Annotated in this window: 24 protein-coding genes; 13 read left to right on the top strand and 11 right to left on the bottom strand. The window is 68.2% G+C overall.

The features are described 5' to 3' along the window. Positions 1 to 138 precede the first annotated feature (138 nt). Positions 139 to 1,095, top strand: a complete 957-nt coding sequence (locus RZA67_RS01530; RefSeq protein WP_317210766.1) for a cation transporter — start codon at positions 139 to 141, stop codon at positions 1,093 to 1,095. A 211-nt stretch (positions 1,096 to 1,306) separates the two neighbouring features. Here RZA67_RS01530 and RZA67_RS01525 read toward each other — a convergent pair whose 3' ends face one another. Next, a complete protein-coding gene (locus RZA67_RS01525; RefSeq protein WP_317210765.1) occupies positions 1,307 to 2,158 on the bottom strand; it encodes an AraC family transcriptional regulator in 852 nt (283 codons plus the stop codon). 110 nt (positions 2,159 to 2,268) lie between these two features. Between RZA67_RS01525 and RZA67_RS01520 the strand changes: the two genes are divergently transcribed. Beyond that, positions 2,269 to 2,694, top strand: a complete 426-nt coding sequence (locus RZA67_RS01520; RefSeq protein WP_317210764.1) for an organic hydroperoxide resistance protein — start codon at positions 2,269 to 2,271, stop codon at positions 2,692 to 2,694. Between the two features lie 121 nt (positions 2,695 to 2,815). On the opposite strand, the gene mmsB is transcribed toward RZA67_RS01520, so the two are convergent. From mmsB to RZA67_RS01495, 5 genes are read right to left on the bottom strand one after another with little or no spacing between them, the layout of a single operon-like run. Next, complete coding sequence (gene mmsB, locus RZA67_RS01515; RefSeq protein ID WP_317210763.1) at positions 2,816 to 3,706, bottom strand: 3-hydroxyisobutyrate dehydrogenase; 891 nt, start codon at positions 3,704 to 3,706, stop codon at positions 2,816 to 2,818. Then, positions 3,703 to 4,884 carry an enoyl-CoA hydratase/isomerase family protein gene (locus RZA67_RS01510; protein WP_317210762.1) on the bottom strand — a complete coding sequence of 394 codons (1,182 nt, stop codon included), beginning with the start codon at positions 4,882 to 4,884 and terminating at the stop codon, positions 3,703 to 3,705. The genes mmsB and RZA67_RS01510 overlap by 4 nt, the downstream gene beginning before the upstream one ends. Then, on the bottom strand, positions 4,881 to 5,678 hold the full coding sequence (locus RZA67_RS01505; protein ID WP_317210761.1) for an enoyl-CoA hydratase: 798 nt from the start codon (positions 5,676 to 5,678) through the stop codon (positions 4,881 to 4,883). Before RZA67_RS01505 ends, RZA67_RS01510 begins: the two co-directional genes overlap by 4 nt. Next, positions 5,675 to 6,841, bottom strand: coding sequence for an acyl-CoA dehydrogenase family protein (locus tag RZA67_RS01500; protein WP_317210760.1), 1,167 nt, complete (start codon positions 6,839 to 6,841; stop codon positions 5,675 to 5,677). The genes RZA67_RS01505 and RZA67_RS01500 overlap by 4 nt, the downstream gene beginning before the upstream one ends. A gap of 28 nt (positions 6,842 to 6,869) precedes the next feature. Beyond that, positions 6,870 to 8,375: a CoA-acylating methylmalonate-semialdehyde dehydrogenase gene (locus tag RZA67_RS01495; RefSeq protein ID WP_317210759.1), complete on the bottom strand. Its 1,506-nt coding sequence runs from the start codon at positions 8,373 to 8,375 to the stop codon at positions 6,870 to 6,872. A gap of 112 nt (positions 8,376 to 8,487) precedes the next feature. On the opposite strand from RZA67_RS01495, the gene RZA67_RS01490 reads away from it, so the two are divergent. Beyond that, positions 8,488 to 9,855, top strand: coding sequence for a short-chain fatty acyl-CoA regulator family protein (locus tag RZA67_RS01490; protein ID WP_317210758.1), 1,368 nt, complete (start codon positions 8,488 to 8,490; stop codon positions 9,853 to 9,855). A 55-nt stretch (positions 9,856 to 9,910) separates the two neighbouring features. Here the strand turns inward: RZA67_RS01490 and RZA67_RS01485 are convergent, their stop codons facing one another. Further along, positions 9,911 to 11,788, bottom strand: a complete 1,878-nt coding sequence (locus tag RZA67_RS01485; protein ID WP_317210757.1) for a patatin-like phospholipase family protein — start codon at positions 11,786 to 11,788, stop codon at positions 9,911 to 9,913. 186 nt (positions 11,789 to 11,974) lie between these two features. Here RZA67_RS01485 and RZA67_RS01480 point away from each other — a divergent pair, with 186 nt between their 5' ends. The 9 genes from RZA67_RS01480 to RZA67_RS01440 all read left to right on the top strand — a co-directional run bounded on the left by RZA67_RS01480 (position 11,975) and on the right by RZA67_RS01440 (position 20,413). Continuing rightward, entirely contained in the window at positions 11,975 to 12,472 is a 498-nt protein-coding gene (locus RZA67_RS01480; protein WP_317210756.1) for an RNA polymerase sigma factor, read from the top strand. Positions 12,473 to 12,573: 101 nt separating this feature from the next. Beyond that, a complete protein-coding gene (locus RZA67_RS01475; RefSeq protein WP_317210755.1) occupies positions 12,574 to 13,536 on the top strand; it encodes a FecR domain-containing protein in 963 nt (320 codons plus the stop codon). Positions 13,537 to 13,688: 152 nt separating this feature from the next. After that, positions 13,689 to 16,607: a TonB-dependent receptor gene (locus RZA67_RS01470; protein ID WP_317210754.1), complete on the top strand. Its 2,919-nt coding sequence runs from the start codon at positions 13,689 to 13,691 to the stop codon at positions 16,605 to 16,607. 124 nt (positions 16,608 to 16,731) lie between these two features. Continuing rightward, positions 16,732 to 17,319, top strand: coding sequence for a biliverdin-producing heme oxygenase (locus tag RZA67_RS01465; protein ID WP_317210753.1), 588 nt, complete (start codon positions 16,732 to 16,734; stop codon positions 17,317 to 17,319). Positions 17,320 to 17,365: 46 nt separating this feature from the next. Next, positions 17,366 to 17,758 (top strand): YbaN family protein, encoded by a 393-nt coding sequence (locus RZA67_RS01460; protein WP_317210752.1) that lies wholly within the window; start codon positions 17,366 to 17,368, stop codon positions 17,756 to 17,758. A 56-nt stretch (positions 17,759 to 17,814) separates the two neighbouring features. After that, complete coding sequence (gene exbB / locus RZA67_RS01455; RefSeq protein ID WP_317210751.1) at positions 17,815 to 18,531, top strand: tonB-system energizer ExbB; 717 nt, start codon at positions 17,815 to 17,817, stop codon at positions 18,529 to 18,531. A 7-nt stretch (positions 18,532 to 18,538) separates the two neighbouring features. After that, positions 18,539 to 18,964, top strand: coding sequence for a TonB system transport protein ExbD (exbD, locus tag RZA67_RS01450; protein WP_317210750.1), 426 nt, complete (start codon positions 18,539 to 18,541; stop codon positions 18,962 to 18,964). Next, complete coding sequence (locus RZA67_RS01445) at positions 18,961 to 19,701, top strand: energy transducer TonB (RefSeq protein ID WP_317210749.1); 741 nt, start codon at positions 18,961 to 18,963, stop codon at positions 19,699 to 19,701. The genes exbD and RZA67_RS01445 overlap by 4 nt, the downstream gene beginning before the upstream one ends. 85 nt (positions 19,702 to 19,786) lie before the next feature. Next, positions 19,787 to 20,413, top strand: coding sequence for a nicotinamidase (locus tag RZA67_RS01440; RefSeq protein WP_317210748.1), 627 nt, complete (start codon positions 19,787 to 19,789; stop codon positions 20,411 to 20,413). 297 nt (positions 20,414 to 20,710) lie between these two features. On the opposite strand, the gene purU is transcribed toward RZA67_RS01440, so the two are convergent. Together purU and RZA67_RS01430 are read right to left on the bottom strand one after the other, a co-directional pair. Further along, entirely contained in the window at positions 20,711 to 21,562 is an 852-nt protein-coding gene (purU, locus tag RZA67_RS01435; RefSeq protein WP_317210747.1) for a formyltetrahydrofolate deformylase, read from the bottom strand. A gap of 79 nt (positions 21,563 to 21,641) precedes the next feature. Further along, positions 21,642 to 21,902 carry a DUF2798 domain-containing protein gene (locus RZA67_RS01430; protein WP_317210746.1) on the bottom strand — a complete coding sequence of 87 codons (261 nt, stop codon included), beginning with the start codon at positions 21,900 to 21,902 and terminating at the stop codon, positions 21,642 to 21,644. A 121-nt stretch (positions 21,903 to 22,023) separates the two neighbouring features. On the opposite strand from RZA67_RS01430, the gene RZA67_RS01425 reads away from it, so the two are divergent. Next, entirely contained in the window at positions 22,024 to 22,935 is a 912-nt protein-coding gene (locus RZA67_RS01425) for a LysR family transcriptional regulator (protein WP_317210745.1), read from the top strand. A gap of 78 nt (positions 22,936 to 23,013) precedes the next feature. Here the strand turns inward: RZA67_RS01425 and RZA67_RS01420 are convergent, their stop codons facing one another. Together RZA67_RS01420 and RZA67_RS01415 are read right to left on the bottom strand one after the other, a co-directional pair. Beyond that, positions 23,014 to 24,117, bottom strand: a complete 1,104-nt coding sequence (locus RZA67_RS01420; protein ID WP_317210744.1) for an NADH:flavin oxidoreductase/NADH oxidase — start codon at positions 24,115 to 24,117, stop codon at positions 23,014 to 23,016. A gap of 76 nt (positions 24,118 to 24,193) precedes the next feature. After that, entirely contained in the window at positions 24,194 to 25,030 is an 837-nt protein-coding gene (locus RZA67_RS01415; RefSeq protein WP_317210743.1) for an NAD-dependent protein deacetylase, read from the bottom strand. Positions 25,031 to 25,045 lie beyond the last annotated feature (15 nt).

Raw genomic sequence — 25,045 nt, 5'->3', positions numbered from 1 at the left:
CCAGATAGAATCGAGAAGGCGCGCAGTCTACGGCATGGGCCGCGGCGGCTCAACGCGGGGCCTCACCTGGTCGCTGCACGGGCTGCCTATACTGCTGCGGTCTCCCCACGGCGGTGGCCACGGCGCCACCGGCATGACATGCGTCCGCTCAGATCCCGCTACTTCAACCCGCGCACCGAGCAGGGCGTGCTGCGCCTGTCCATCGCCGCCACCCTGCTGATGGCGGTGGCCGCGGTGGTGTTCGGCATTCTGGCCAATTCCTCGCTGATCATCTTCGACGGCGTGTACGGCCTCATCGATGTGGTGATGACGTGGCTGTCGCTGCTGGTCGCCCGCCTGATCGCGCTGTCCACCCAGACCGACACCTTGCAGTCGCGCTTGAACCAGCGCTTCACCATGGGCTTCTGGCACCTGGAACCGATCGTGCTGGGGGTCAGCGGCACGTTGATGATCGGCGCGGCGCTGTATGCACTGATCAACGCCATCGACGCACTCACCTCCGGCGGGCGGCTGATCGCGCTGGGTCCAGCCATCGTTTTTGGTGTGGTGTCGCTGGTGGCCGAAGGCCTGTTCGGCGCGTTCGTGCTGCGCGCCAACCGTCGCATCGGCTCGGAGTTCCTCGGTCTGGACGCGAAGAACTGGTTGATCGCCGCCAGCATGTCGGCCTGCTATGTGGTGGCCTTTGCTGCCGGCGTGCTGGTCAAGGACACGCATTGGGACTGGATCGGTCCGTACATCGACCCGACGATCCTGGCGGTGGTCTGCCTGTTCGTGGTGGTGGCGCCGCTGGGTACGGTGAAGCGGGCACTGGAGGGCATTCTGCTGGTCACGCCCAGCGAGCTGCAGGCTCATGTGGATGCCGTTGCCGGTGCGGTGGTGGCACGGCACGGCTTCCGCGAGTACCGCAGCTACGTGGCCCAGGTCGGGCGCGGCCAGCAGATCGAGCTGTTTTTCGTGGTGCCGGCCGACGATCCGCCGCGTGCGCTGGCCGAGTGGGATGCGCTGCGCGACGAGATCGGCGAGGCGCTTGGCGAGGAGTCACCGGACCGCTGGCTGACCATCGTGTTTACTACCGATCGGGAATGGGCGATCTGACGGGCAGCGGCAGAGCGTGACGACCAACGGTCGTCACCTACCGGGTTCATGATGCGCTGACCCACGCTCGGCCGGCCGCAGCTCTCGGTAGGTGACGACCGTTGGTCGTCACGCTGTAGCTGTTGCCGCTGCGGCGTCTGCGTGCTCGCCGGGCAGAGCCCGGCGCTACGAACGCACGGCTGCGCCGCGAGAGCGTGACGACCAACGGTCGTCACCTACCGGAAGCGGCGCGCTGGCTGGCCTGTTTCCACTGCCGCGGGGATTGCCCGGTCTGCGCCTTGAACGCGCGCGACAGCGCCGCTTCACTGCCGTAGCCGACGTCGCTGGCGATGCGCTTGAGCGGGTGCCCGCGGCGCAGTGCCTGCTGCACTAGGCGGGTACGCCACAGCTGCAGATAGTGACCCGGCGTACTGCCGATCACCGCGCGGAAACTTTCGGCGAAGGCGCTGCGCGACATTCCGGCACGCTCGGCCAGGGCCTGCAGCGACCAGTCCTGTGCGGGATGTTCATGCATCGCCACCAGCGCGTGGCGCAGCCGCGGGTGGCCCATGCCCGCCAGCAGGCCGATCTGGATCTGCCCGCCTTCCATCAAGGTGCGCAGCAGCTGGATCAGCACCGCCTCCAACAGCCGCTCCAGCAGCACCTGGCGGCCGCAGCGCCGGGTAAAGGCCTCATCGAACAGCACCTCCAGCAGAGCGTCTCCGCCCATCAGCGCGGCCAGTGGCAGACACACCGGCGATGGCAGGGCTTCGGCCACCGGATTGCCCGCGCCCGCTTCAAAGTGCACCGCGGCGGTGATGCGGTCCAGCGTCGTCCCGGGTGCCAACTGCAGGTGATGCGGCTGCGCACGGGCGAACAGGACCAGACTGGGCACGTCGATACGCAGTGCATCACCGCGCTCGGGGAGGATGCATACGCTGCCGCCGCGCAACAGGTGCAGCACCGGCTGCGCAGGTGCGGCCAGCAGCGGGCCGCCCGCCGCGTCCTGCGCGTCCTGCGCGGCCTCCAGCAGGTGCGCGCTCAGCGGAAACCGGTCCAACAAGGCCTCAAGGCGGTCGAGCATCTGGACGTTCCATCAAGTTTTCAGGACTTCATGTTGCCACACGTCCACCCGGCTGCGGCAAAGTAGGCTTCACCGGCCACCGGCCTTCATCACCCCTCAGGAGTTCTGCCATGTCCATCGAAAAGGTTCTGTACACCGCCCAAGCCACCGCGACCGGCGGTCGTGAAGGCCGCGCTGTCTCTTCGGACAGCGTGCTCGACGTCCAGCTCTCCACCCCGCGCGAGCTTGGCGGTGCGGGCGGCCCGGGCACCAACCCGGAACAGCTGTTCGCCGCAGGCTACTCGGCCTGCTTCCTCGGCGCGCTGAAGTTCGTCGCCGGCCAGGCCAAGGTCGCGCTGCCGGCGGAAACCACCGTTGCCGGCAAGGTGGGCATCGGCCAGATCCCGACCGGCTTCGGCATCGAGGTCGAGCTGACCATCAGCGTGCCGGGTATCGAGCGCGCGCAGGTGGAGGCGCTGGTGGAAAAGGCGCACGTGGTGTGCCCGTATTCCAACGCCACCCGCGGCAACATCGATGTCAGCCTGATCGTGGCCTGACCCTGCTGCCGGTGCCGGGCTTCTGCCCGGTGCCTGCCGCAGCTGCGGTCAAAAAAATGGGCGGATGCCGGCCGAAGCCGTGCATCCACCCATCCCACCGCGGTTGAACCCGTAGACCGGGTTACGTTTCGTTGCTGACCAGCTGCACGACGCTGGAAAAGTCCAGCTTGCCGCGACCGGCCTGGTGATTCATCGAGTACAGGTTGCGTGCCAGCTCACCCAGCGGGATCGAGGCGCCCACGCCCATCGCCGCTTCCACCGCCAGGCCGAGGTCCTTGAGCATCAGGTCGCTGCCAAAGCCGCCGCTGTAGCCGCGCGATGCAGGCGCGTTTTCCAGCACGCCCGGCCAGGGGTTGCACACTTCGGTGGCCCAGCTGCGGCCGGTGCTCACCGCCATCATCTGCGACAGCACCTTCGGGTCCAGGCCATGCGCCACGCCCAGTGCGATGGACTCGCCGGTTACCGCCATGATCACGCCCAGTGCCATGTTGTTGCACAGCTTGGCCACCTGGCCGGCGCCGCTGGCACCGACATGGAAGATGTTGCGGCCCATCGCCTGCAGCACTGGACGTGCACGTTCCAGCGCGTCTTCCTCACCGCCGACGATGAAGGTCAGTGTGCCCGCCTGGGCACCGGCGGTGCCGCCGGATACCGGTGCGTCGAGCATCTGCAGGCCGCGCGCGGCGGCCGCTTCGGACACCTTGCGTGCGCTGGCCGGTGCGATCGTGCTGCAATCGATCAGCAGCGCGCCAGCAGGGACGGCAGCCAGCAATCCGGCCTCGCCCAGATAGACACTTTCGACGTGGCGGCTGGCCGGCAGCATCGAGATCACGATCTCGGCGTCGGTCAGCGTGTCCAACGCGGAGCCTGCCGCGCTGGCACCGGCATCGACGGCGGCCTGCAGTGCGGCCGGCACCAGATCGAACACGCGCACGGCGTGACCTGCCTTGACCAGATTGGCCGCCATCGGGCCGCCCATGTTGCCCAGACCAATGAACGCAATACGGCTCATGCCGAAGTCCTCTCAAGATGGGAAGTGCCCAGGTCGGCCAGCGGATGCTGGTCGGCCGGCCATGGGGAAACGAAGAAGGCCTGCGCCCACGCGGCGTCCGCCTCGCCCAGGCGGGCCGGGTTCCACTGCGGGTTGCGGTCCTTGTCCACCAGCAATGCGCGGATGCCCTCGGCAAAGTCGCCGTGCGCGGCGCAGTGCAGACCGGCGATGTATTCCAACCGGAAGGCATCGGCCAGGCTGGCCTCGCCGACCGCGCGCTGCAGTTCGAAGGCCAATCGCGCCGAACCCGGCGCGCCGGCCGCCAACGTCTTCTGCGCGTTGAGCAGCCAGGCGTCGTCGGTCTGCAGCGCCGTGATGCGGGCGACGATTCCCTCCAGATCGTCGCCCGCACACAGCGCATCGATCGCAGCAGCATGGGTCTGCAGCGGGCCGGCCGGCGTGCCACTGGCATGGGCCTGCAGCACCGCGTCCAGCTGTGCGTGGTTTTCAGTGGCGTCGCTCGACCAGTCAACCTGCAGCAGGCTGTCCAGCACGGCGCCACGACGTTCTTCGGCCACATGCAGGTCGGCCAGGCCGGCGAAGATCGCATCACCCGGGTTCAGCAGGGCGCCGGTCAGCGCCAGGAACAACCCACCCTTGCCGGGCACGCGCGGCAGCAGCCAGCTGCCGCCCACGTCCGGGAACAGGCCTACGGTGATCTCCGGGAAGGCAAGCTTCGAGCGCTCGCTCACCACGCGATGGCTGGCGCCGGACATCAGTCCGATGCCACCGCCCATCACGATGCCATGGCCCCAGCACAGAATCGGCTTGGGGAAGGTATGGATGAGATGGTCGACGCGGTATTCCACGTCGAAGAACTCGGCAGCGTAGGTGTTGTCACGGATGTCGCGGTGGCCCGCGTCGGCGAACGCGCGCATGCCCTGGTACAGGCTGTGCAGGTCACCACCGGCGCAGAACGCCTTCTCGCCCGCTCCCTGCAGCACGACCATGGCAATGCGCGTGTCATCGGCCCAGGCGCGCAGCTGCGTCAGCAGCAGGTGCGCCATCGGCAGCGAGAAACCATTGAGCGTGCGCGGCGCGTTGAGCGTGGCAAAGCCGATACGCATGCCATTGCCGGCGGCGCGTTCTTCGAACAGCACCGGTGCCGTCTGGGCCGTGAGCGCGCTGTCGCTGCTCATGCGTTCTTCCACTGCGGGCTGCGCTTTTCCAGGAAGGCGTTGACGCCCTCGCCCTGGTCGGCGGTGTCGAACAGATCAACAAACGCTTCGCGCTCGGCCACCAGTGCCGAGGCGTGACTGCCGCTGCGGGTCCACTGCACCAGTGTCTTGCACGCTGCCACGCTGGTCGGGCTCTGCTTGCCGACCTTGGCCGCCCACTCCATCGCCAGCGCCTTGGCCTCACCCTTGCCGACCTTCTGCTCGGCCAGGCCGATGCGCACGGCGGTGTCAGCATCGATGCGCTCGCCCAGCAGGATCATGCGCTTGGCCCAGCCCTCGCCGACCAGACGTGGCAGGTTCTGGGTGCCACCGGCACACGGCAGCAGGCCGACGGTCGCTTCAGGCAGCGCCACCTGGGCGTGCTCTTCGATGATGCGCAGGTCACAGGCCAGCGCGCATTCCAACCCACCGCCCATTGCATAGCCGTTGATCGCCGCGATGGACACACCGCGGAAGGCCGAAAGCGCCTCAAAGGCCTCGCCAAAGCGGCGGGCTGCTTCGCGCGCTGCGGCCTTGTCGCCAGAGGCGAACTGGTTGAGGTCGGCGCCGGCGGAGAAGAACTTCTCGCCGTCACCGCTGATCACCAGCGCGTAGATGCTGCGGTCCGCATTGAGCGCGCCCACCAGGTCGCGCAGTGCGGCCAGGCTGTGCACTGTCCAGGTGTGCGCCGGCGGGTTCTGCAGGGTGATCACCGCGGTGTGGCCTTCGGCCTTCACCGCCAGGCCGACATGCTGCTGGTTGCGCCAATCGTTCATCGCAGTTCCTCTTCGGTGTTGAGCAGGTGTCGTGCCACGATCACCCGCATGATTTCGTTGGTGCCCTCAAGAATCTGGTGCACGCGGCAATCGCGCAACAGCCGCTCGATCGGGTACTCGCGGATATAGCCGTAGCCACCGTGGATCTGCAGCGCCTCGTTGCACACGTTGAAGCCGGCATCGGTGGCGAAGCGCTTGGCCATCGCGCACCACACGTTGGCATCGCTGGCACCGGCGTCGAGCTTGCGTGCGGCGGTGTGGGTCATCTGCCGCGCCGCCACCAGCTGGGTCACCATGTCGGCCAGCTTGAACTGCAGGGCCTGGAACTCGGCCAGCGCCTTGCCGAACTGGCGGCGTTCGCCCATGTAGCGGCGCGCCGCGTCCAGCGCGCCCTGCGCTGCACCCAGCGAGCAGGCGGCGATGTTGATGCGGCCACCGTCCAGCCCCTTCATCGCCAGCTTGAAGCCGCCGCCTTCCTCGCCCAGCAGGTGGTCGGCTGGAATGCGCACGTTCTCGAAGGTGATGCCGCGGGTGGGCTGGCTGTTCCAGCCCATCTTCTCTTCCTTGCGGCCGTAGCTGATGCCCGGCGCATCGGCCGGCACCGCAAACGCGCTGACGCCGCCCGCGCCCGGTCCACCGGTGCGCGCCATCACCACCAGCAGGTCGGTGGCGCCTGCACCGGAAATGAAGGCCTTGGCGCCGTTGAGCACCCAGTGATCGCCATCACGCGTGGCCGAGGTCTTCAGCGAGCCGGCATCCGAACCGGCACCGGGCTCGGTCAGGCAGTAGGAGGCCAGCTTGACCCCTGCCGCCAGCTCGGCTGCCCAGCTCTGGCGCAGCGCCGGGCTGCCCCAGTTGGCCAGCATGGCCGAGGCCATGTTGTGGATGCTGATGTAGGCCGCCGTGGACGGGTCCACATAGGCGAGCTCCTCGATGACGACGGCGGCGTCCAGACGGCTCAGGCCGCTGCCACCTGCCTCGGGGTCCATGTACAGGCCACAGAACCCGAGTTCCCCTGCCTTGGCGATCGCCTCGCGCGGAAAGATGCCCTCCGCATCCCATCGCGCGGCGTGCGGCGCCAGTTCGGCCTGGGCAAAGTCACGCGCTGCCTCTCTATAGGCCTGCTGCGCTTCTTCGAGTTCCGTCGTCATCGAGTGGCTCATGGTCAAACTCCGTAGTTCCGCTGCGCGCTTACTTCAGGCTGATGGTGGTATTGACGCCATGGCTCAGCGTTTCATCGTCGAACCAGCGCGCGGTCACCGTCTTGGTCTGGGTGTAGAACATCACCACCTGCTTGCCGTACGGGCCCAGGTCACCGAGCTTGGATGCGCGCGAGCCGGTGAAGGAGAACAGCGGCACCGGCACCGGAATCGGCACGTTGATGCCGACCTGGCCCACATCGATGTCTTCCTGGAAGCGGCGCGCGGCCGCACCGGACTGGGTGAACAGCGCGGTGCCGTTGCCGTTGGGGTTGCTGTTGACCAGCGCGATGGCCTCCTCCAGCGTTTCGGCTTCCAGGATGACCAGCACCGGCCCGAAGATCTCTTCCTGGTAGATGCGCATGTCGGTGGTGACACCGGCAAAGATGGTCGGGCCAACGAAGTTGCCCTTCTCGAAGCCATCGACCTGCGGGTTGCGGCCATCGAGCACCAGCTGTGCACCCTGCTCCACGCCCGAGGCGATCAGGCCTTCGACCCGTTCGCGCGCCGCGCAGGAAATCACCGGGCCGACATCGGTGCCGGCGACCGTGCCGCCGCTCACCTTCAGCGTACGGGCCTTCTCGACCAGCTCGGGCACCCAGCTGCGTGCCTCGCCCACCAGCACCAGCGTCGAGGCGGCCATGCAGCGCTGGCCAGCCGCGCCGAAGGCAGCGCCGACCATCGCGTTGAGGGTCTGCTCCTTGTTGGCATCGGGCAGCACCACGGCGTGGTTCTTGGCGCCCATCATGCACTGCACGCGCTTGCCGGCCAGCGAGGCGCGGTTGTAGACGTGGGTGCCGACGCGGGTCGAGCCCACGAACGAGACGGCCTTGATGTCCGGGTGGTCGCAGATCGCATTGACCACCGCTTCGCCACCGTGGACGACGTTCAGCACGCCCTTGGGAATGCCGGCTTCCTGCGCCAGTTCCACCAGGCGCATGGTCACCATCGGGTCCTGCTCGGACGGCTTGAGCACGAAGGTGTTGCCGGTGGCGATGGCCATCGGGAACATCCACAGGGGAATCATGGCCGGAAAGTTGAACGGGGTGATGCCCGCGCAGACGCCCAGCGGCTGCATCAGGGTGTAGGTGTCCACACCGTTGGCCACGTTGTTGGCCAGCTCGCCCAGCTGCAGATTGCCGATCGCCGCCGCATGCTCCACCACCTCCAGGCCACGGAACACGTCGCCCTCGGCGTCGGGCAGGGTCTTGCCCTGCTCGGCGCTCAGCGTGTGTGCCAGCTCGCTCATGTTCTCGCGGATCAGCTGCTGGTACTTCAGGAAGATGCGTGCCCGCGTGCCGATGGGGGTCTTGCGCCAGGTCTTGAACGCCTCCTTGGCGGCAGCAACGGCCGCATCCACTTCGCTGCTGGTGGCGAACGGCACCTGGGCCAGCACATCCTGGGTGGCCGGGTTGACCACGTCCTGCCAGTGTTTGCTGGCCGACTCGACGAACTGGCCATCGATCAGCATGCGGATACGGGGCGCTGCAACAGTCATGACGACAATCCCGGGGTACGAAAGATACTTGGCATTATTCACAAGCCGCCACTCGTAATCCCTACGATCTGCGCTTAATCTGGCCAACAACACGTCGATTTTTGTTAATTCAGTGAATTCGGAAAGCTCACATCGGCATCTCGGCCTGCGTCTGGTCAAGCTGCGCGAGGCGCACGGCCTGAGCCAGGCCCAGCTGGCCCAGCAGCTTGGCGTTTCACCCAGCTACCTCAACCAGATCGAGCGCAACAAACGCCCGCTCACCGCCGGGGTGCAGCAGCGCCTGCGCGGTGCGCTGGGCGACCTGAGCAGCCTGTTCGACGCCGATGATCCGGCCGCGTTGCAGCAGGCGCTGGACGAGACGTTGCGCGACCTTGGCCTGGCCGATGTGAGCCCGACCGAACTGCGGGCACTGGCCGGCAACCTGCCGCAGGTCAGCCAGGCGCTGCTGCAGCTGCATCGTCGCCATCTGGCGCTGCGCGAGCATGCCGCTGCGCTGGAGTTCCAGCTTGGCGAGCCCGGGGCCGGCCTGAGCCTGCCTGCGGGCGACCAGGTGCGGGACTTCTTCAACCGCATGCACAACCACATTCCCGAACTGGACGATCTGGCCGAGGCACTGTTCGACGACTGGGGCCTGCAGCCGGGCCACGTCGCCCCGCGGCTGCAGCAGGTGCTGGCCGACCGGCATGGCGTGCTGGTGGAAGTGGCACCACTGCAGGCCGGCCGCGAGAAGCGCCTGCTCGATGCCAGCGGCCGCACCTTGTGGCTGCCGGATTACCTTGAGCCGGGCCAGCAGGCGTTCCAGATGGCCGCCGAGCTGGCCCTGCGCGGGCATGGCGAGCGCATCGATGCGGTGATCGCCCGCGCAGGCTTCCACGACGACGCACGCATCGCGCAGGCCCGCATCGGGCTGTCGAACTACTTCGCTGGCGCGCTGGTGATGCCCTATGGGCGCTTTCTGCGTGCAGCCGAACACAACGGCTATGACATCGAGCTGCTGGCGCACCAGTTCGGGGTCGGCTTCGAAGCGGTCTGCCACCGGCTCAGTACGCTGGCGCGACGCAGCGCACCCGGGCTGCCGTTCTTCTTCATCCGCGTCGACCGTGCGGGCAACGTGTCCAAGCGGCACTCCGCGACCGATTTCCACTTCTCTCAGGTCGGCGGTTCCTGCCCGTTGTGGATCGTCTACGAGGCTTTCAACCAACCAGGGCGCATCCTCACCCAGACCGCGCGCATGCCCGATGGTCGCCGCCACTTCTGGCTGGCACGCCAGGTCAGCAGCGGGCCGGTGGGTCATGGCAAACCGCGCAAGACCTTCGCCGTGGCATTGGGCTGCGACCTGCAGCATGCCGAGCGGCTGGTGTACTCGCGCGGGCTGGACATCCAGAGCCCGGGCAATTCGGTTTCCATCGGCCCCGGCTGCCGGGTGTGCCCGCGCGAGGACTGCATGCAGCGCGCGTTCGCGCAGCTGCCCGGCCGGTGAGACCTCCGGTCAGCGCGGAAAGGTCGTCGCGATCTGGCCGAATCGCGACCGACGATCAGTAGATCGGGGTGACCTTCATCTGCGGCAACGGACGCGGGGCGCCGTCGGTCAGGTCCGGGCCGAGGTCTTCCCAGGTGGCGCCCTGCTCGACCATCGTGCGGTACAACTGTTGCGATTCACGGCGCTTGTCCTGCGCGCCAAGTGCGTAGGACGGCGGTGGCGGCTCGCCCCGGGCAACCATGGAATAGGCTGCACGGTACGCCATGACCTGCTGGGCCGGATCAGCAGTGCGCGATACCTCCAGCGCATGCCGCTGATAGGCCGAGGCGAGGTTGCGCCAGCGCACCCAGTAGTGGTTTTCGAACGAAAACGCACAGAACCGCTGCCCGGCCAGTACGCCCTTTTCGGCGATGCGGCTGAGCACCTCCTGCGGCATGTCCAGGTTCATGCCACCTTCGTTGCCATCGAGCCTGACGTGCACGATGCGGTCGCGATATCCCGGCGCGCGGGCCTGCAGCAGATCGCGCCAGTTCTGCATGGTCGACAGTACCGCAAACACGAAGCGCACCAGTTCGGCAGCGGCCAGCGGCGCGGCAATGGCGTGGTAACCCCGCTGCCAGCCCTGCCGGTTGCCGACCGCGCGACGCACCGCGCGCTGCAGGGCCTGCGCTTCATCCTCGCCGGCTGGCACCTCCTCCTCGCCGCCGGGGTAGACCAGATTCAGCGCGAAGGTCGGCCAGCGCGGCAAGGCGGCGTCGAACAGGTGGATCGGAAAATTGCTGCTGATGCCGCCATCGGAGAACCAGCACAGACGAAAGCCTTCGGCAGCGCTGGCTGCCGGCTGGCCACCGGCAGCCAACCCTTCCATGCTGTCGGCCACGTTGTGACCGGCCCGGCCGGGCTGTGGTGCATGGGTGGCCTGGCGGTGCTGCTGATGGACCAGTTCATGCAACGGCACCGCACTGATCAGCAATGGAAAACTCAGGCTCATGCGCGTGGCCACCAGCACCGGCAGCTGCGCATCCGGAGGCAGCCGATGGTATTCCTTGTCATCCACGCGCAGCGGGGGGCCGGCATGGGCGACCAGCCAGTCCACCACGCTGGCAGGAAACAGCCGGTCGAACTCCTCACGCAGGAACCAGAACCGCGCGTCGGTGAACGGCAGCGTGCGCGGCTCGTTGTGGGAAACACAGGTGCTGATCATCTGCAGGGTGATCGCGCGCGGATCAGCCGGTTCATCGGCATAGCGCGGCGCGTTGTGCAGGTCGGCAAAGGTCAGCGGTGCCTCCAGCGGCAGGCCGGCCAACTGCTGCAGCCGCAGATGCAGCCAGTCGGTCATCGCCGGTCGGCGGGCATCCTCGCTGCGCCCGCTGCAAAGTCCCAGCAGGTTGCCACGGGCCACCCGGGCCACCCGCAGCAATGAGGCAGCCACGCCGGCGCCATACGCGCACAGCAGCGAGGGCAGCAGCGTGCCCAGCACCGCAGACACACCGCCGATGCTGCCCGCCAGCGTCAGCAGCAGGGCCAGCGCAAGCGCGACTTCCAGCGGCGCGATGGTGAACACGGCCAGCAGCAGGCTGACCGCCTTGCGCGGCCAGCGGGCGTCGCCGGCCAGCGTTACCACAAGGCGGAATGCCGCACGCGCCCCACGCGCCGGCTGGAACAGGCTGTAGATGAAGCCGCGGCGGGAAAGCTCGGCCGACACTCCGGCCAACCCCTCGAAGCCGGCCCCGGCAGGCAGGGTCTGGCCGTCGTGCTGACGGCGGTCACCCAACCCCGCCGCGGCAGCCACCGCCGCGGCGATGGCACCGGCGGACGTGCCGCCAATGCTCTTGAAGCGGTAGTCCCGGGCCAGTGCCAGGACCGCGTTGGGATAGACGATGCCACTGGTGATGCCCCCCTTCATGACCAGATCGCAGTACTTGCCTGACATGTGCGTCTCCCGGTTCGCCGTGAGCTTGATTATGGCCGGAGGGTCTCGCAAGGAATGAGACAGACGCGACACCTTGATGCTGGATACGACACGAATCCACAAACGGGCCAAATGTGACTGATTCGCATTTACGGCGTAAGATGCCGCGCCGTCCCCCTCCTCCCCGGCAAACCGCCGTCGCTTCGGATGTCCAACGCCTCGACCCTGACCGAACTGCTGATCCTTGAACGCCCGGCGCTGCTGCGCCTGGTGCGCTCGATCCTGGGCAGCGACGGCGGTGCCGAAGATGTCATCCAGTCAGTGTGGTTCAAGGCGCGCAGCGTCGACAGCAGCCAGCAGATCAGCAATCCGCGCGCCTATCTGTACCGGCTGGCGGCGAACCTGGCGACCGACCATGGCCGCGAGCGCACCCGCCGCAACCGCCTGCTGGCCGACCATTACCTGTGGGGGCCCGACGAGGTGCTTTCCACCGAAGAACAGGTCATGGCGCAGGACGAACTGCAGCGTGTACTGGCGGCGGCCAGCCACCTGCCCGAACCCACCCGCAGCATGTTCCAGCTCAACCGGCTGCAGGGCCTGACCCAGGCCGAGGTCGCCCGCCGCCATGGCGTCTCGGTCACCACGGTGGAGAATCATCTGCGCAGTGCGTTGCAGCGCCTTGCCTGGGCCCGGCGTGGGCGCTGACCCACAATCGGGGTTGGGGACGCGACCACTGCAGGCGTCATGTCCAGGATGAGGGCGCATCGCCCTCCGCCTGCCCGCCCTCCGCTTCTCACCGCCAGCCCATGTGCCCGCATTCCCCTTCGACCACTCTGCCCCTCGCCGAACAGGCCCACGTCTGGATCACCCGCCTGGCCTCCGGGCGCATCGACCAGGCCCAGCTGGAAGCGTTCGAGCACTGGCTTGCCCAGCCCGGCCATCGGCGGGTGTTCGAGTACGAGCGACAGCTCTGGCGCAGCCTTGGTCCGCACCGGCAGCCCGGTTCGGCGCAGCCCGAGTCTGCGCCGCGCCGCCGCAGCCGGCTCTGGCAGCGCGTCGGGGTCACCACCGCCGCGGTGCTGGCGCTGGCAGCGCTGCTGCCCGAAGCATCGCTGCGCTGGCAGGCCGATCATCGCAGTGGTGCCACGCTTGCCGCGGTGACGCTGCCTGATGGCAGCCATGCCGTGCTCGACGCCGACAGTGCCATCGCGCTGCACTACAGCGCCGGGCAGCGACGCGTGGAACTGTTGCGCGGGCAGGCCTGGTTCGAGGTCAAGCCAGAGCCGCAGCGCCCCTTCCAGGTAACGGCCGCAGGCGGTGTGGTCGAGGACATCTCCACCGCTTTCGCGGTCTCGCGCCGCGATGGGCAGGTCGAGGCCATGGTCGAGCAGGGCCGCGTGCGCGTGGCGTCGCACCGGATGGGCGGCTGGACCTATCTGGACGCCGGCCAGCGGGCCCGCTACACCCCGGACAGCCTTGTCACCCGCCTCGATGACGTGGCACCGGACCGCATTGCCAGCTGGCGCCAGGGCGAACTGCTGCTGGAATCGAGCACGGTGGCCGAGGCCGTCGCGCGCATTGCCCGCTATCGCGCGGGGCCCACCTTCGTCCAGGGCGACCTGTCGGTGCTGCCGGCTGTCAGCGCGGCCCTGCGCCTGGACCGGCCGGAACAGGCGCTGGACACGCTGGCCAGCACGGCGGGACTGCGCATCACCCGGCTGCCCATGGGCGTGGCGATTGTGCGGGCAGCGGCGACTGCAAGGCCGTGATCAACACAGCAGGCAGATCGCCTTGGGGATCTGCATGCCTGGTTCGTCTTCATCCATAGAACGTTCTCGCCGCCGCCATGCGCGTTCGACGTGCCCGCACCGCCGTGCGGGTTCTCCGCTGCTCTGGCATCGATCACTCCACAGGTTTCTTCATGCGTACTGCTTTCCGCACGGGCCACCCTCCGCGTCCGACCCGTCTCTGTCTCGCCCTGATCGCTGCGGGCCTGTTCGGCGCCACCGCCCTGCCCGCCGTGGCCCAGTCCGACGCGAGCACTGTCCGCGCGGCCAACGTGCGCTTTGACATTCCCGCCCAGCCGCTGGCCGATGCGCTGCGCAGCTACATGCGCCAGTCCGGCGTGCAGGTGGCCTATCCGGCATCGCTGGCCGATGGCATCACCTCCCGCCCGGTCAGCGGTGAGCTCGACGCGCATGTAGCGTTGAACCGTCTGCTGCAGGGCAGTGGCCTGCTCGCACGGCGCGTCGGCACCGCCGCTGTCAGCCTGGAACGGGCGCCGGGCGCCGCCGGTGGTGTGATCGTGACCGACGCGCTCAGCGTGGCCGGCAATGGCGACGGCGGCGAAGGTGGCAGCGCACAGGCCCGCGCGCTGGACGTCTACCGCAACACCGGTTCCACCGCCTTCATCGCACGCGACACCATCGAACGCTTCCGTGGCACTTCCACCGCCGACATGGTCAAAGGCGTGGCCGGCGTCACCGCCGGTGACCCGCGCGTGGCCAATGCGCTGGACGTCAACATCCGAGGCGTGCAGGGCCAGAGCCGCATCCCGGTGATCATCGACGGTGGCCAGTCGACGATGGATACCTACCGCGGCTATGCCGGCCAGTCCCAGCGCACCTACCTCGACCCCGACCTCATCTCCAGTGTCACCATCACCAAGGGGCCGAGCCTGGGCGTGAATGCCTCCGGCGGCATCGGTGGCGTGGTGGAAATGGAAACCCTGAAGCTTGACGATGTGCTGCGCGCAGGCCGCAGCAGCGGCCTGCGTGTGCGCACCGGCGTGGCCAGCGGCAGCACCAACAATGTGCCCAGCTACAGCGCCGAGCCACGCACCGACCGCAGCGCACTGGGCAGCCAGTTCTTCAACATCGCCGGCGGCAGACAGTGGGACAGCTTCGACCTCGTCGCGGCCTATGCCTGGCGCGAGAACGGCAACTACTTCTCCGGCAAGCACGGCTACCACGATTTCCCGCAGGCCCGCCGCACGCTGGCCCCGCTCAACCCACAGGATACCGAGGTGTTCAACACCTCCTCGCGCTCGGAGTCGATCCTGTTGAAGGGCACCTGGCGCATCGACGAGAACCAGACCCTGGAAGCGGGCTACCGCCGCTATGAGGGCGACGCCGGCGAGATCATGGCCTCACAGATCATCCGGGTGAACCGCGACCGCGTGCCGCAGTGGGAGCCGGGCCACGTCGACATGGACAGTTACAACCTGCGTTACCGCTTCAACCCGGACAACGAACGCGTCGACCTCAAGGCCAACCTCTGGTACACCAAGGCAGAGAGCCTGATGTACAACGGCCTGACCGGGATCACCCCGTGGTACTTCGACCGCCGCACCGAGTGGTACGACGGCCCGACCTTCAACACCGATCCCGGTTACAAGGACGCCTACCGCAACGAGCTGACCCAGAAACGGCTGGGCATGGACGTGGGCAACACCACCCACCTGTCCACCGGCGCCGGCCTGTTCAGCCTCGACTACGGCCTGTCCTTCAGCGATGAGGACATCGGCCCCGGCCCGCACTCGCCGGTGAAGCACGATGACCTGGTCAACAACCGCTTCCTGCGCAACGCCGCGCGCAGGGAATACAGCGCCGTGGCCTCGGTCAAGTGGCAGTCTGATGAACATTGGGAAGTGGTGCTGGGCGGGCGCTACAACCGGGTCAATGTGCGTGACCGCAACCGGCTGGCCACCGTTGCCGGCAGCGAGGTGATCGGCCAGTACCGCTACACCCAGCTGCTCAACGGCAACCCGGACCTGCCGTCGTGGCGCGCGACGCGCATCGCCATGCTCAACTGGTACCCCGATGCCAGTGGTGCGTTCACCGAAGCCTCGTTGCTCGCCTCGCCATACAAGAAGGGCACGGTGGCCGATCTGGGCGGCTGGAACTTCTACGACGCCGACGACGCACAGGACCTGGTGGTGCCGACCCGCTGGACCTGGTCCAGGCCGATCCGCCGTCGCGACGATGCCTTCATGCCCACCGCCAGCGTGGCCTACCGCTTCAACGAAGACACCCTGCTCTACGTGAAATATGCCGAGGGTGTGAAGCTGCCCAGCCTGTTTGAAACCACGCTTGGGCTGTTCACCGCCGCACGTCCGACCAGCGAGCTCAAACCCGAGCGCGCCGGCACCTGGGAGGTGGGCGCCAGCACCGTGGTCCACGGTCTCTTCAGCGAGGGTGACCAGGCGGCGCTCAAGCTGGCCTACTTCAATACCCGCATCGATGACCTGATCACCCGCGACTACCGCACGCTGTCGGCAGGGCTGATCCGCAACATCGACCGCTTCAAGGTCTCGGGCATCGAACTGCAGTCCAGCTATGACAACGGCAGCGTGTTCGCCGATCTGTCGGCGCACTATTACATCGAAGCCAAAACCTGCGCACCGGATATCGCCGCCGAACGCCGCGCCTATGGTGCCTCGCGCAACAATGCGGCACTGGCGGCAACACCGGACTGCGTGGACGGTGGTTTCCAGGGCTCCTACAGCAATACCCAGAACCCGCCCAAGCGCAACGTCAACGCAACGCTCGGCGCGCGCCTGTTCGAGCAGCGGCTGAGGGTGGGCACACGCGTGGTCTACAACTCCGGCCCGATCAGTCGCCTGGACAAACCCTGGAACGAGGGTCTGTCGGCCATCCAGCAGTTGTACAACCCGGCGGCCATCGTCGATGTGTTCGCCAGCTGGAAGGCCAGTGACCAGTTCGCGGTGGACTTCAACATCGACAATGTCACCGACCGCTATTACCTGGACCCGCTCGCGCTGGGCGTGCTGCCCGCGCCGGGACGCAGCGCGCGGCTGGCGCTGACCTACCGCTACTGATCCGGCAAGCAGCGGGCTGGCCTGGCCGGCCCGCTGCCGACGCCCACGCTGCAGGTTCACCTGTCACGAGGCATCATGGCAGCCGCACCCGCGGAGCCAGGCCCTTCACTCCCGCATATTCACCATGACCGACACCGCCATCCTCGACGCCACCCGCAGCCAGCGCCTGAAGGCTGCAACCCGCGACAGCCACAATGCGTTGGACAAGCGCATCATGGCTGGCGACATTTTCGCCAGCCGCGCCCAGTTCGCCCGCTTCCTGCGTGTGCAGTACCGTTTCCACCGCGACATCGAGGCGCTGTACGCCAACCCCGAACTGGACGCGCTGCTGCCCGACCTGGACGAACGCCGCCGACTGCCACAGATCGCGCGCGACCTGGCCGACCTGGAGCAGGCCCTGCCCGCGCCGGCCGCCTCCGCAGTCCCCGCGCCGTTGCCGCTGCCGGCGGCGCTTGGCTGGCTGTACGTGGCCGAGGGCTCGAACCTGGGCGGCACCATCCTGTTCAAGATGGCCGCCCGCCTCGGCCTGGACGCAGGCTTCGGCGCCCGCCACCTGGCTGCCCACCCCGATGGCGCTGCGCGCCACTGGCGTGAGTTCACTGCCGCGCTGGACAGCGTGGCGCTGACCTCCGAACAGGAACAACAGATGATCGACGCCGCCGATGCGGCGTTCCGCAGCGTACATGGCCACGTCGAGCTAGAGTTCGCCTGATGCTTTCGCGCCCGCCCGCCACGGTCGCCCCACACGGTGAGCACTGATGCGCTGGCTGTGGTTCTGCGCAGGCTGGTTGATGGTGGCGCTGGGCGTCATCGGTGCACTGCTGCCGGTGATGCCGACCACCATCTTTCTGATCATGGCCGTTGGCTGTTTTGCACGCAGCTCGCCGCGGTTTGAACGCATGCTGCTTGAGCACCCGCGCTACGGCCGCTCGCTGCGCGAGTGGCGCGAACAGGGCGCGGTGAGCCGCAAAGGCAAGCTGTTCGCCGGCTGCGGCATGGCGCTGGGGTTTGCGATGTTCTGCTGGGGCGCGCGCCCCTCCTGGCCCCTGCTGCTGGGCGTGGGTCTGTTCTTCATCGCCAGTGCGGCCTTCGTGCTGTCGCGGCCAAGCCCGCGCCCGCTGGATCCTCCTCCGCCCCCGGCTGCCGATTGAACGCGACCGCGATCAGGTGCGGCTTGGCCCCTAACCTCTGACTTCGACAACGCCCCATGTTTTTGATTCTGCCTGCTGCCGCTGCTTCGCCGCTGCCCGCCCACCTCACCCCGTGGGGCATGTACCTCGCTGCCGATGTGGTGGTGAAGACCGTGATGATCGGCCTGGCCATCGCCTCGATTGCCACCTGGACCGTGCTGCTGGCCAAGCAGCGCGAGCTGGGCCGCCATGCGCGCCAGCTTCGCCAGGCGCGCAGCGCCCTGTTGGCTTCGGCGCACCTGCCGGCGCCAGGCAGCGGCGCGCCGCTGGATGAAGGCGCTGCACAGGCACTGCTGGAGGCCGCGCGTGCCGAGCTGCGCCTGTCCCACGACACACCGCAGGCCGAGGGCATCAAGGAACGTGTCGGCTCGCGGCTGGAACGCATCGAGCTGGAGCAGGCACGGCAGCTGCGCACGGGGGTGGGCCTGCTCGCCAGCATCGGTGCCATCGCCCCGTTCGTCGGCCTGTTCGGTACGGTGTGGGGCATCATGAACAGCTTCGTCGGCATCGCGCAGGCCAACACCACCAACCTGGCCGTGGTCGCGCCGGGCATTGCCGAAGCCCTGCTGGCCACCGCGCTGGGCCTGGTGGCCGCGATTCCTGCGGTGGTGATCTACAACCATTTCACCCGCAAGCTGGCCACGCTGCGCGGCCTGCATGGCGACCTCTCCGCGGCCGTGCAGCAGCTGGTGTCGCGTGACCTGGACCGCGCTGCGGCGCGCGACGGCGTTTGAGGGCGGCATGGCGATCAGGACCGCACGCCACGACGACGATGCACCGCAGGAAAGCCACGCGATCAACGTCACGCCCTTCATCGATGTGATCCTGGTGCTGCTGATCATCTTCATGGTGGCCGCGCCCTTGGCGACCGTGGATACGCCGGTGGAGCTGCCGGCCAGCAGTGCATCGCCGCAGCCGCGCGACGAGGCGCCGGTGTTCCTGTCGGTGCAGGCCGACCTGTCGATGCACCTCAACGATGTGCCGGTCAGCGCGGTCGGCCTGAAGGCAGCGCTGGATGCGGCCACCGGCGCGGACAGCGAGCGGCGGGTCTACCTGCGCGCGGACACACGCGTGGCCTATGGTGACCTGATGCAGGCGATGAACGCCCTGCGCGCGGCCGGTTACCGCAAGGTGGCGCTGGTCGGGCTGGAACAGCAGGCGCCATGAGCGCGCCCCACCGCGGGCTGCTGCGCTGGTGCAGCAGCCTGGCCATCGTGCTGGCCGTGCATGGGGTGCTGGTATCCGTCGCGCTGTGGTGGACCGCGCGCGCGCCTGTGCCGCCGCAGGCGCTGGCTCCGGACGCCTTGATGGTCGAGCTGGCGGCTGCGCCCGAAGCGCCGCCCGTGCCGCCGCGCGCGCTGCCGCCCGGCCCGCTGATGCGCCAGCAGACGATGGCCGAGCCCGAGCCGTCGCCGGCGCCCGTGCCGAAACTCACGCTTCCGGCCGACGAAACCGCACAGACGCACGCGACGCGGCGCCGTGAGGTGGTTGAACCGGCCGAGGCAACCGACACGCAGGACGTGGCGCAGTCGCTGGCGCCGCCCTCGATACAGGCGCAGGAGGCCACGCGCTACGCTGCGGCGCAGACCGTTACCGGCAGCCCAGGCGACGCGGCGGCCACCTGGCAGGCGCGGCTGCTTGGCCATCTGCAGCAGTTCCGGCGTTACCCGCGCCAGGCCGAGCGGCTGCGCCAGCAGGGCGTGGCCTATGTGCGCTTCAGCGTGGACCGGCAGGGCAACGCCAGCCACGTGCGCATCGGCCGCAGCAGCGGCCATCCGCTGCTGGACGAGGAGACGCTGGCTACGGTGCAGCGTGGCAGCCCCCTGCCAGCGCCGCCACCGGACGTGGCGGGTGATCCGGTCGAGGTCATGGTGCCGGTGGAGTTTTTCCTGCACCGGCGGTGACCCCGCCGCGCTGCGCGGACATCTGCATTGACCTGCGGCGGTGGCGAGGCCACCCTTGTGGGCCCCGCCTGCCGATACTGCGTCGATGACCGTACTGCCTGCCCATATTGCGTTGATCGTGGTCGACCTGCAGCCGGACTTCATGCCTGGTGGCGCGCTGCCCTGCGAGGACGGTGATGCGCTGGTGGAGCCGATCGACGCGCTGCTGCGGCAGCGCCGCTACCAGACCGTTGTTGCTACCCAGGACTGGCACCCGCCACGGCACGCCTCGTTTGCCAGCGAGCATCCTGGCCACCTGCCGTTTGAAGCAATCCTGCTGCACGCGCAGCCGCAGACGTTGTGGCCGGATCATTGTGTGCAAGGCAGTGCAGGTGCCGCGCTGCATGCGGGCGTGGACTGGAATGCGGCCCAGCTGATCCTGCGCAAGGGCACGCGCCAGCAGGTCGACTCCTACAGTGCCTTCCGCGAGAACTTCGGCCCCGAGGGCGGGCGCGCCTCGACCGGGCTGGCCGCCTGGCTGCGCGAGCGCGGCATCACCGAAGTGCATGTGTGCGGGTTGGCGCGCGACTACTGCGTGCTGTGGACGGCACAGGACGCGGCCACCGCCGGGTTCGCCGTGGGCTACCTGTGGGCGCTGACCCGCCCGGTGACCTCGGCCAACGACGATGCCACCCGGCAGGCCCTGGCGACGGCCGGCGTCACCCTGCTCTGACGCCGCGCAGAGCAGGGTCATCACTTCCCCGAAGCCACAGCCACAGGGTAGGTGACGACCGTTGGTCGTCACGCTCCTGCTCTGGCTCTGCGGTAGCTCAAACGTGTGACGACCAACGGTCGTCACCTACCACAAGACACAGCCAGGCCACAGCGCCGTGAACCCGGTAGGTGACGACCGTTGGTCGTCACGCTCCTGCTCTGGCTCTGCGGTGACTCAAACGTGTGACGACCAACGGTCGTCACCTACCACAGGCCACAGCCAGACGGCCGGTCGGATCACCTGCCAAGCGCGTGCTCAGCGGAACACCACCGTGCGATGACGATTGCGCAGGATGCGGTGCTCGACATGGCGACGCACCGCGCGCGCCAGCACCTGCGATTCGATATCGCTGCCCAGCCGTACCAGATCGCGCGGCGTCATCGCGTGGTCCACCCGGGCCACGTCCTGTTCGATGATCGGACCTTCGTCGAGGTCTTCGGTGACATAGTGCGCGGTGGCACCAATGATCTTGACCCCGCGCGCGTGGGCCTGGTGGTAGGGCTGGGCACCCTTGAAGCTGGGCAGGAAGCTGTGATGGATGTTGATCGCGCGGCCGGCCAGCGCACGGCACAGATCGGGCGAAAGAATCTGCATGTAGCGCGCCAGCACCACCAGGTCGATGTTCTCGCGCTCGACCAGATCAATGATCTGCTGCTCCTGCGCGACCCGGTTTTCGTTGCTCACCGGCAGATGATGGAACGGCACCTGGTAGGAGGCCGCCAGCGGCGCGAAGTCGGCGTGGTTGGAGGCAACCGCCGCGATATCCACCTTCAGCTGGCCGCTGTGGGTGCGGAACAGCAGATCGTTCAGGCAGTGGCCCTGCTTGCTGACCAGCACCAGCAGGCGCGCGCGGCGGCGACCGTCATGCAGCTGCCATTGCATGCCGAACGCGCTGGCCAGCGCGCCCATGCCGGCATCGATCACGTCCAGCGGCAGGGTCGCATCGCGGTCAAAGTGCACGCGCAGAAAGAAACGGCCGCTTTCCTCATCGCCATACTGCTGCGCGTCGAGAATATTGCAGCCGTGTTCAAACAGCAGGCCGGAGACGCGGTAGACGATACCGGTGCGGTCCGGGCAGGACAGCGTGAGAATGGAGTCAGGTCGCATCGGCTCGAGTGTAGGCGAGCATGCTGCGCTGCGGTAGCGATGCTCTCACCTGCAACCGATGCGACCGACGTCGCGGTCTTCAGCGGTGCGGGTGCACGGTGATCGCGACCAGCCGCATCACCAGCGGGCGCACCAGCAGCACGCAGCAGAACGCCACCGGCATCGCCAGCAGATAGGCCTGCAGCACGCGTGCCGGATAGTCGGCCTGCACCCCGGCATTGGCGGCGGTGATGACCATGCACATCAGCATGGCCATGATGCCGGCCATGAAGAAGGCGAACACGAAGGGGGTGCTGCGCGCGGGCAGCTTCCAGCGGGGACGGAGGACGGAGGCGTTCATCGGGCTTCCTGCATCAAGGGCCGGGCAGCATGCCCGCCCCGACGCAGTGCCGTCAGTGCCCGCACGCTTGGCACAGCCCCAAGCGCCCCTTGCGGACATTCCGTGGCAAGCTGGCAGGTCCATGAACCTGTTGCAGCTCATCCGCAGCTTCACCCGTACCGCCGAGGCCGGCAGCATTGCCGGTGGTGCCCGCGTGCTGGGCATCAGTGCAGCAGCGGTGGGTCAGAACATCGCCCGGCTTGAGGCCCATCTGGGCGTGCGCCTGTTCAACCGCAGCCCCCGGGCGCTGGCGCTCACCGACGCCGGTGCGCGCTATCTGCAGCAGGTGGCGCACATCGAAACCGACCTGGCCCGCGCCCACGCCGCTGCCAGCGAACAGGCCAACGAGCCCGCCGGGCCGCTGCGCATCGCCTGCACGCGTGCGTTCGGCCGGCACGTACTGGCCCCGATGCTGCCGGGCCTGCAACGGCGCCATCGGCAACTGCAGATCGAGCTGCATCTTTCCGACCGCGCGGTGCGCCATGCCGAGGAGGCCGTCGATGCCAGCATCCGCATCGGCGAGCAGATGCACGACGGGCTGGTGGCGCGGCCGCTGGCGCGCATTCCGTTCGTGTTCTGCGCCGCACCGGTCTATCTCGCGCAGGCCGGCGTGCCGCAGACGCCGGAGCAGCTCGCCACGCATCGCTGCCTGCTGTATCGCTTCCCTACCGAGGGCCGCCTGCTGCGCTGGGCATTTACCCGTGAGGACGGGCGGTACGAGCCGTCACTCGCGCCGGCCATGGTCAGCGATGACATCGACGCGCTGGCCGAGCTGGCCGCTGCCGGTGCCGGCATCACCCGGCTGGCTCAGTTCGTGGCCGAGCCGTACCTGCGCGACGGTCGCCTGCAGGCGGTGCTGGCCGACGGCCCCGGCTGGGCGCACGAGCGGATGCAGGTGGCGTTCTGCGTCAGCGACCGGCGTGACTTCACACCGCGCGTGCGCGCGCTGCACCAGCACATCCAGGCACACCTGCCATCGGCATGGCAGGTGTAACAGGGCGGACCATCACCCGTGTCGCTTCGAGGTGCGACCTGAGCGTGCTGAAAGCGGCGTTGCGAGCGCCGCAACGGCTCAGCCGGCGCTGAACACACCGCGTGCCGTGCGTGGCTCGCAGCGCAGATACTGCGGTGCGGCCACCACGCTGTCGCCCAGCGCGGCGGCGGCATGCCACGGCCAACGCGGATCGTAGAGAATGCCGCGGGCCAGCCCGATCGCGTCGGCGTAGTTGTGGCGCAGGATCGACTCGGCCTGCTCCGGTTCGGTGATCAGGCCCACGGCGATCACCGGCATGCGCTGTACCTTGGCCTTGATCGCCGCAGCGAACGGCACCTGGTAACCCGGGCTCACCTCGATCTTCTGACGTTCGTCCAGACCCGCGCTGGAGACATGCAGGAAGTGGCAGCCGCGCGACTCGAGGATCATCGCCAGCGTCTCGCTCTGCTCCTGGTCCCAGCCACCGGGCACCCAGTCGCTGGCCGAGATGCGCACGCCCACGGCGACCTTGTCCGAGACCGCTTCACGCACGGCGTCAAACACTTCGATCAGCAGGCGCAGCCGGTTCGGCAACGAACCGCCGTAGCCATCGGTGCGCTTGTTGCTCAGCGGCGACAGGAACTGATGCAGCAGGTAACCGTGCGCGGCGTGGATCTCGATCAGTTCCAGGCCCAGCCGCTCGGCGCGGCGGGCGCTGTCGGCGAACGCGGCGACGATGGCGGCGATGCCTTCCTCGTCCAGCGCCTCCGGGGCCGGGTTGCCGGCATGGAACGGCAGCGGCGACGGCGCCACGGTGGTCCAGCCATTGGCATCGGCGGCGGCAATCTGGCCGCCACCGTCCCAGGGCCGCGCGGTGGAGGCCTTGCGCCCGGCGTGGGCCAGCTGCACACCGATCGGCATCGACGACCAGCGCCGCACCGACGCGAGCACCTGGGCCAGCGCCTGCTCGGTGCTGTCATCCCACAGGCCAAGGTCGGCATAGCTGATGCGCCCGCGCGGTTCCACCGCAGTGGCTTCCAGGATCAGCAGGCCTGCGCCGGACTGCGCCAGCTGGCCCAAGTGCATCGTATGCCAGTCGCTGGCGCGCCCCTCCTCGGCCGAGTACTGGCACATCGGCGCAATGACGATGCGATTGGACAGGGTCAACGGACCGAAGGTGACGGGCGAGAACAGCTGGCTCACGAAGAGGTATCCACAGACGGGGGAAGGGGTGGGTATTGCAGCGCTGCTGGCGCTTCGGATCAACTGTTTTGTTGGATCACACTTTCGCGGCAGCGGGCTGGCTGGCCGCTGGCTGCAGCCAGCGGGACAGGGCCTGGGCGCAGTCGCGCTCGTCCTTGAAGACCAGAAGCTCATCGGCACGGGTCACGCCGCGGTTCAGTGCGGCCACCGGCAACCCGGCCTTGACTGCCGCCTGCACGAAGCGGAAGCCGGAATAGACCATCAGCGAGGACCCGACCACCAGCATGGCATCGGCCTGCTGCAGCTCGGCATACGCCTGTTCCACGCGCTCGCGCGGCACGTTTTCGCCGAAGAACACCACGTCCGGCTTCAGCAGCGCGCCGCAGCGGATGCAATCGGGCACGACGAAGGCGCCGAAGTCGGTCTCCAGGTCGGCGTCACCGTCCGGGGCGATGCCCGCGGTCAGCGCCTCCCAGCCCGGGTTGGCCGCCAGCAGGCGAAGCTGCAGGTCCTGGCGGTCGCTGCGCTCGCCGCAGCCCATGCAGCGCACCTGGTCGAGGCGGCCATGCAGGTCGATCACATGGGTACTGCCGGCGCGCTGATGCAGGCCATCGACGTTCTGGGTCAGCAGCGTGCGCAGCTTGCCGGCCGCTTGCAGCGCAGCCAACGCCTGGTGGGTGCCATTGGGCTGGGCAAAGCCGAAACGCGGCCAGCCCAGCAGGCTGCGCGCCCAGTAGCGCTGCCGGGTGGCGGCCTCGCCCATGAAGGCCTGGTAGGTCACCGGCGGGGTGCGCTTCCACTGCCCCGCTGCATCGCGGTAGTCCGGGATGCCCGAGGCGGTGCTGCAGCCGGCGCCGGTCAGCACGAACAGGCGCTGGGCGCGGTCGATGAAGGCATCCAAAGGCAGGCTCATCTCTGCCAGATGGGG

The organism is Stenotrophomonas sp. C3(2023), assembly GCF_032911385.1.
Lineage (GTDB): Bacteria > Pseudomonadota > Gammaproteobacteria > Xanthomonadales > Xanthomonadaceae > Stenotrophomonas.
This window is presented reverse-complemented; position numbering and strand designations above follow the sequence as displayed.

Coding starts and splice junctions, on each gene's coding strand:
- RZA67_RS01530 (WP_317210766.1), top strand. CDS start 139: ATGCGTCCGCTCAGATCCCGCTACTTCAACCCGCGCACCGAGCAGGGC.
- RZA67_RS01525 (WP_317210765.1), bottom strand. CDS start 2,158: ATGCTCGACCGCCTTGAGGCCTTGTTGGACCGGTTTCCGCTGAGCGCG.
- RZA67_RS01520 (WP_317210764.1), top strand. CDS start 2,269: ATGTCCATCGAAAAGGTTCTGTACACCGCCCAAGCCACCGCGACCGGC.
- mmsB (WP_317210763.1), bottom strand. CDS start 3,706: ATGAGCCGTATTGCGTTCATTGGTCTGGGCAACATGGGCGGCCCGATG.
- RZA67_RS01510 (WP_317210762.1), bottom strand. CDS start 4,884: ATGAGCAGCGACAGCGCGCTCACGGCCCAGACGGCACCGGTGCTGTTC.
- RZA67_RS01505 (WP_317210761.1), bottom strand. CDS start 5,678: ATGAACGATTGGCGCAACCAGCAGCATGTCGGCCTGGCGGTGAAGGCC.
- RZA67_RS01500 (WP_317210760.1), bottom strand. CDS start 6,841: ATGAGCCACTCGATGACGACGGAACTCGAAGAAGCGCAGCAGGCCTAT.
- RZA67_RS01495 (WP_317210759.1), bottom strand. CDS start 8,375: ATGACTGTTGCAGCGCCCCGTATCCGCATGCTGATCGATGGCCAGTTC.
- RZA67_RS01485 (WP_317210757.1), bottom strand. CDS start 11,788: ATGTCAGGCAAGTACTGCGATCTGGTCATGAAGGGGGGCATCACCAGT.
- RZA67_RS01480 (WP_317210756.1), top strand. CDS start 11,975: ATGTCCAACGCCTCGACCCTGACCGAACTGCTGATCCTTGAACGCCCG.
- RZA67_RS01475 (WP_317210755.1), top strand. CDS start 12,574: ATGTGCCCGCATTCCCCTTCGACCACTCTGCCCCTCGCCGAACAGGCC.
- RZA67_RS01470 (WP_317210754.1), top strand. CDS start 13,689: ATGCGTACTGCTTTCCGCACGGGCCACCCTCCGCGTCCGACCCGTCTC.
- RZA67_RS01465 (WP_317210753.1), top strand. CDS start 16,732: ATGACCGACACCGCCATCCTCGACGCCACCCGCAGCCAGCGCCTGAAG.
- RZA67_RS01460 (WP_317210752.1), top strand. CDS start 17,366: ATGCGCTGGCTGTGGTTCTGCGCAGGCTGGTTGATGGTGGCGCTGGGC.
- exbB (WP_317210751.1), top strand. CDS start 17,815: ATGTTTTTGATTCTGCCTGCTGCCGCTGCTTCGCCGCTGCCCGCCCAC.
- exbD (WP_317210750.1), top strand. CDS start 18,539: ATGGCGATCAGGACCGCACGCCACGACGACGATGCACCGCAGGAAAGC.
- RZA67_RS01445 (WP_317210749.1), top strand. CDS start 18,961: ATGAGCGCGCCCCACCGCGGGCTGCTGCGCTGGTGCAGCAGCCTGGCC.
- RZA67_RS01440 (WP_317210748.1), top strand. CDS start 19,787: ATGACCGTACTGCCTGCCCATATTGCGTTGATCGTGGTCGACCTGCAG.
- purU (WP_317210747.1), bottom strand. CDS start 21,562: ATGCGACCTGACTCCATTCTCACGCTGTCCTGCCCGGACCGCACCGGT.
- RZA67_RS01430 (WP_317210746.1), bottom strand. CDS start 21,902: ATGAACGCCTCCGTCCTCCGTCCCCGCTGGAAGCTGCCCGCGCGCAGC.
- RZA67_RS01425 (WP_317210745.1), top strand. CDS start 22,024: ATGAACCTGTTGCAGCTCATCCGCAGCTTCACCCGTACCGCCGAGGCC.
- RZA67_RS01415 (WP_317210743.1), bottom strand. CDS start 25,030: ATGAGCCTGCCTTTGGATGCCTTCATCGACCGCGCCCAGCGCCTGTTC.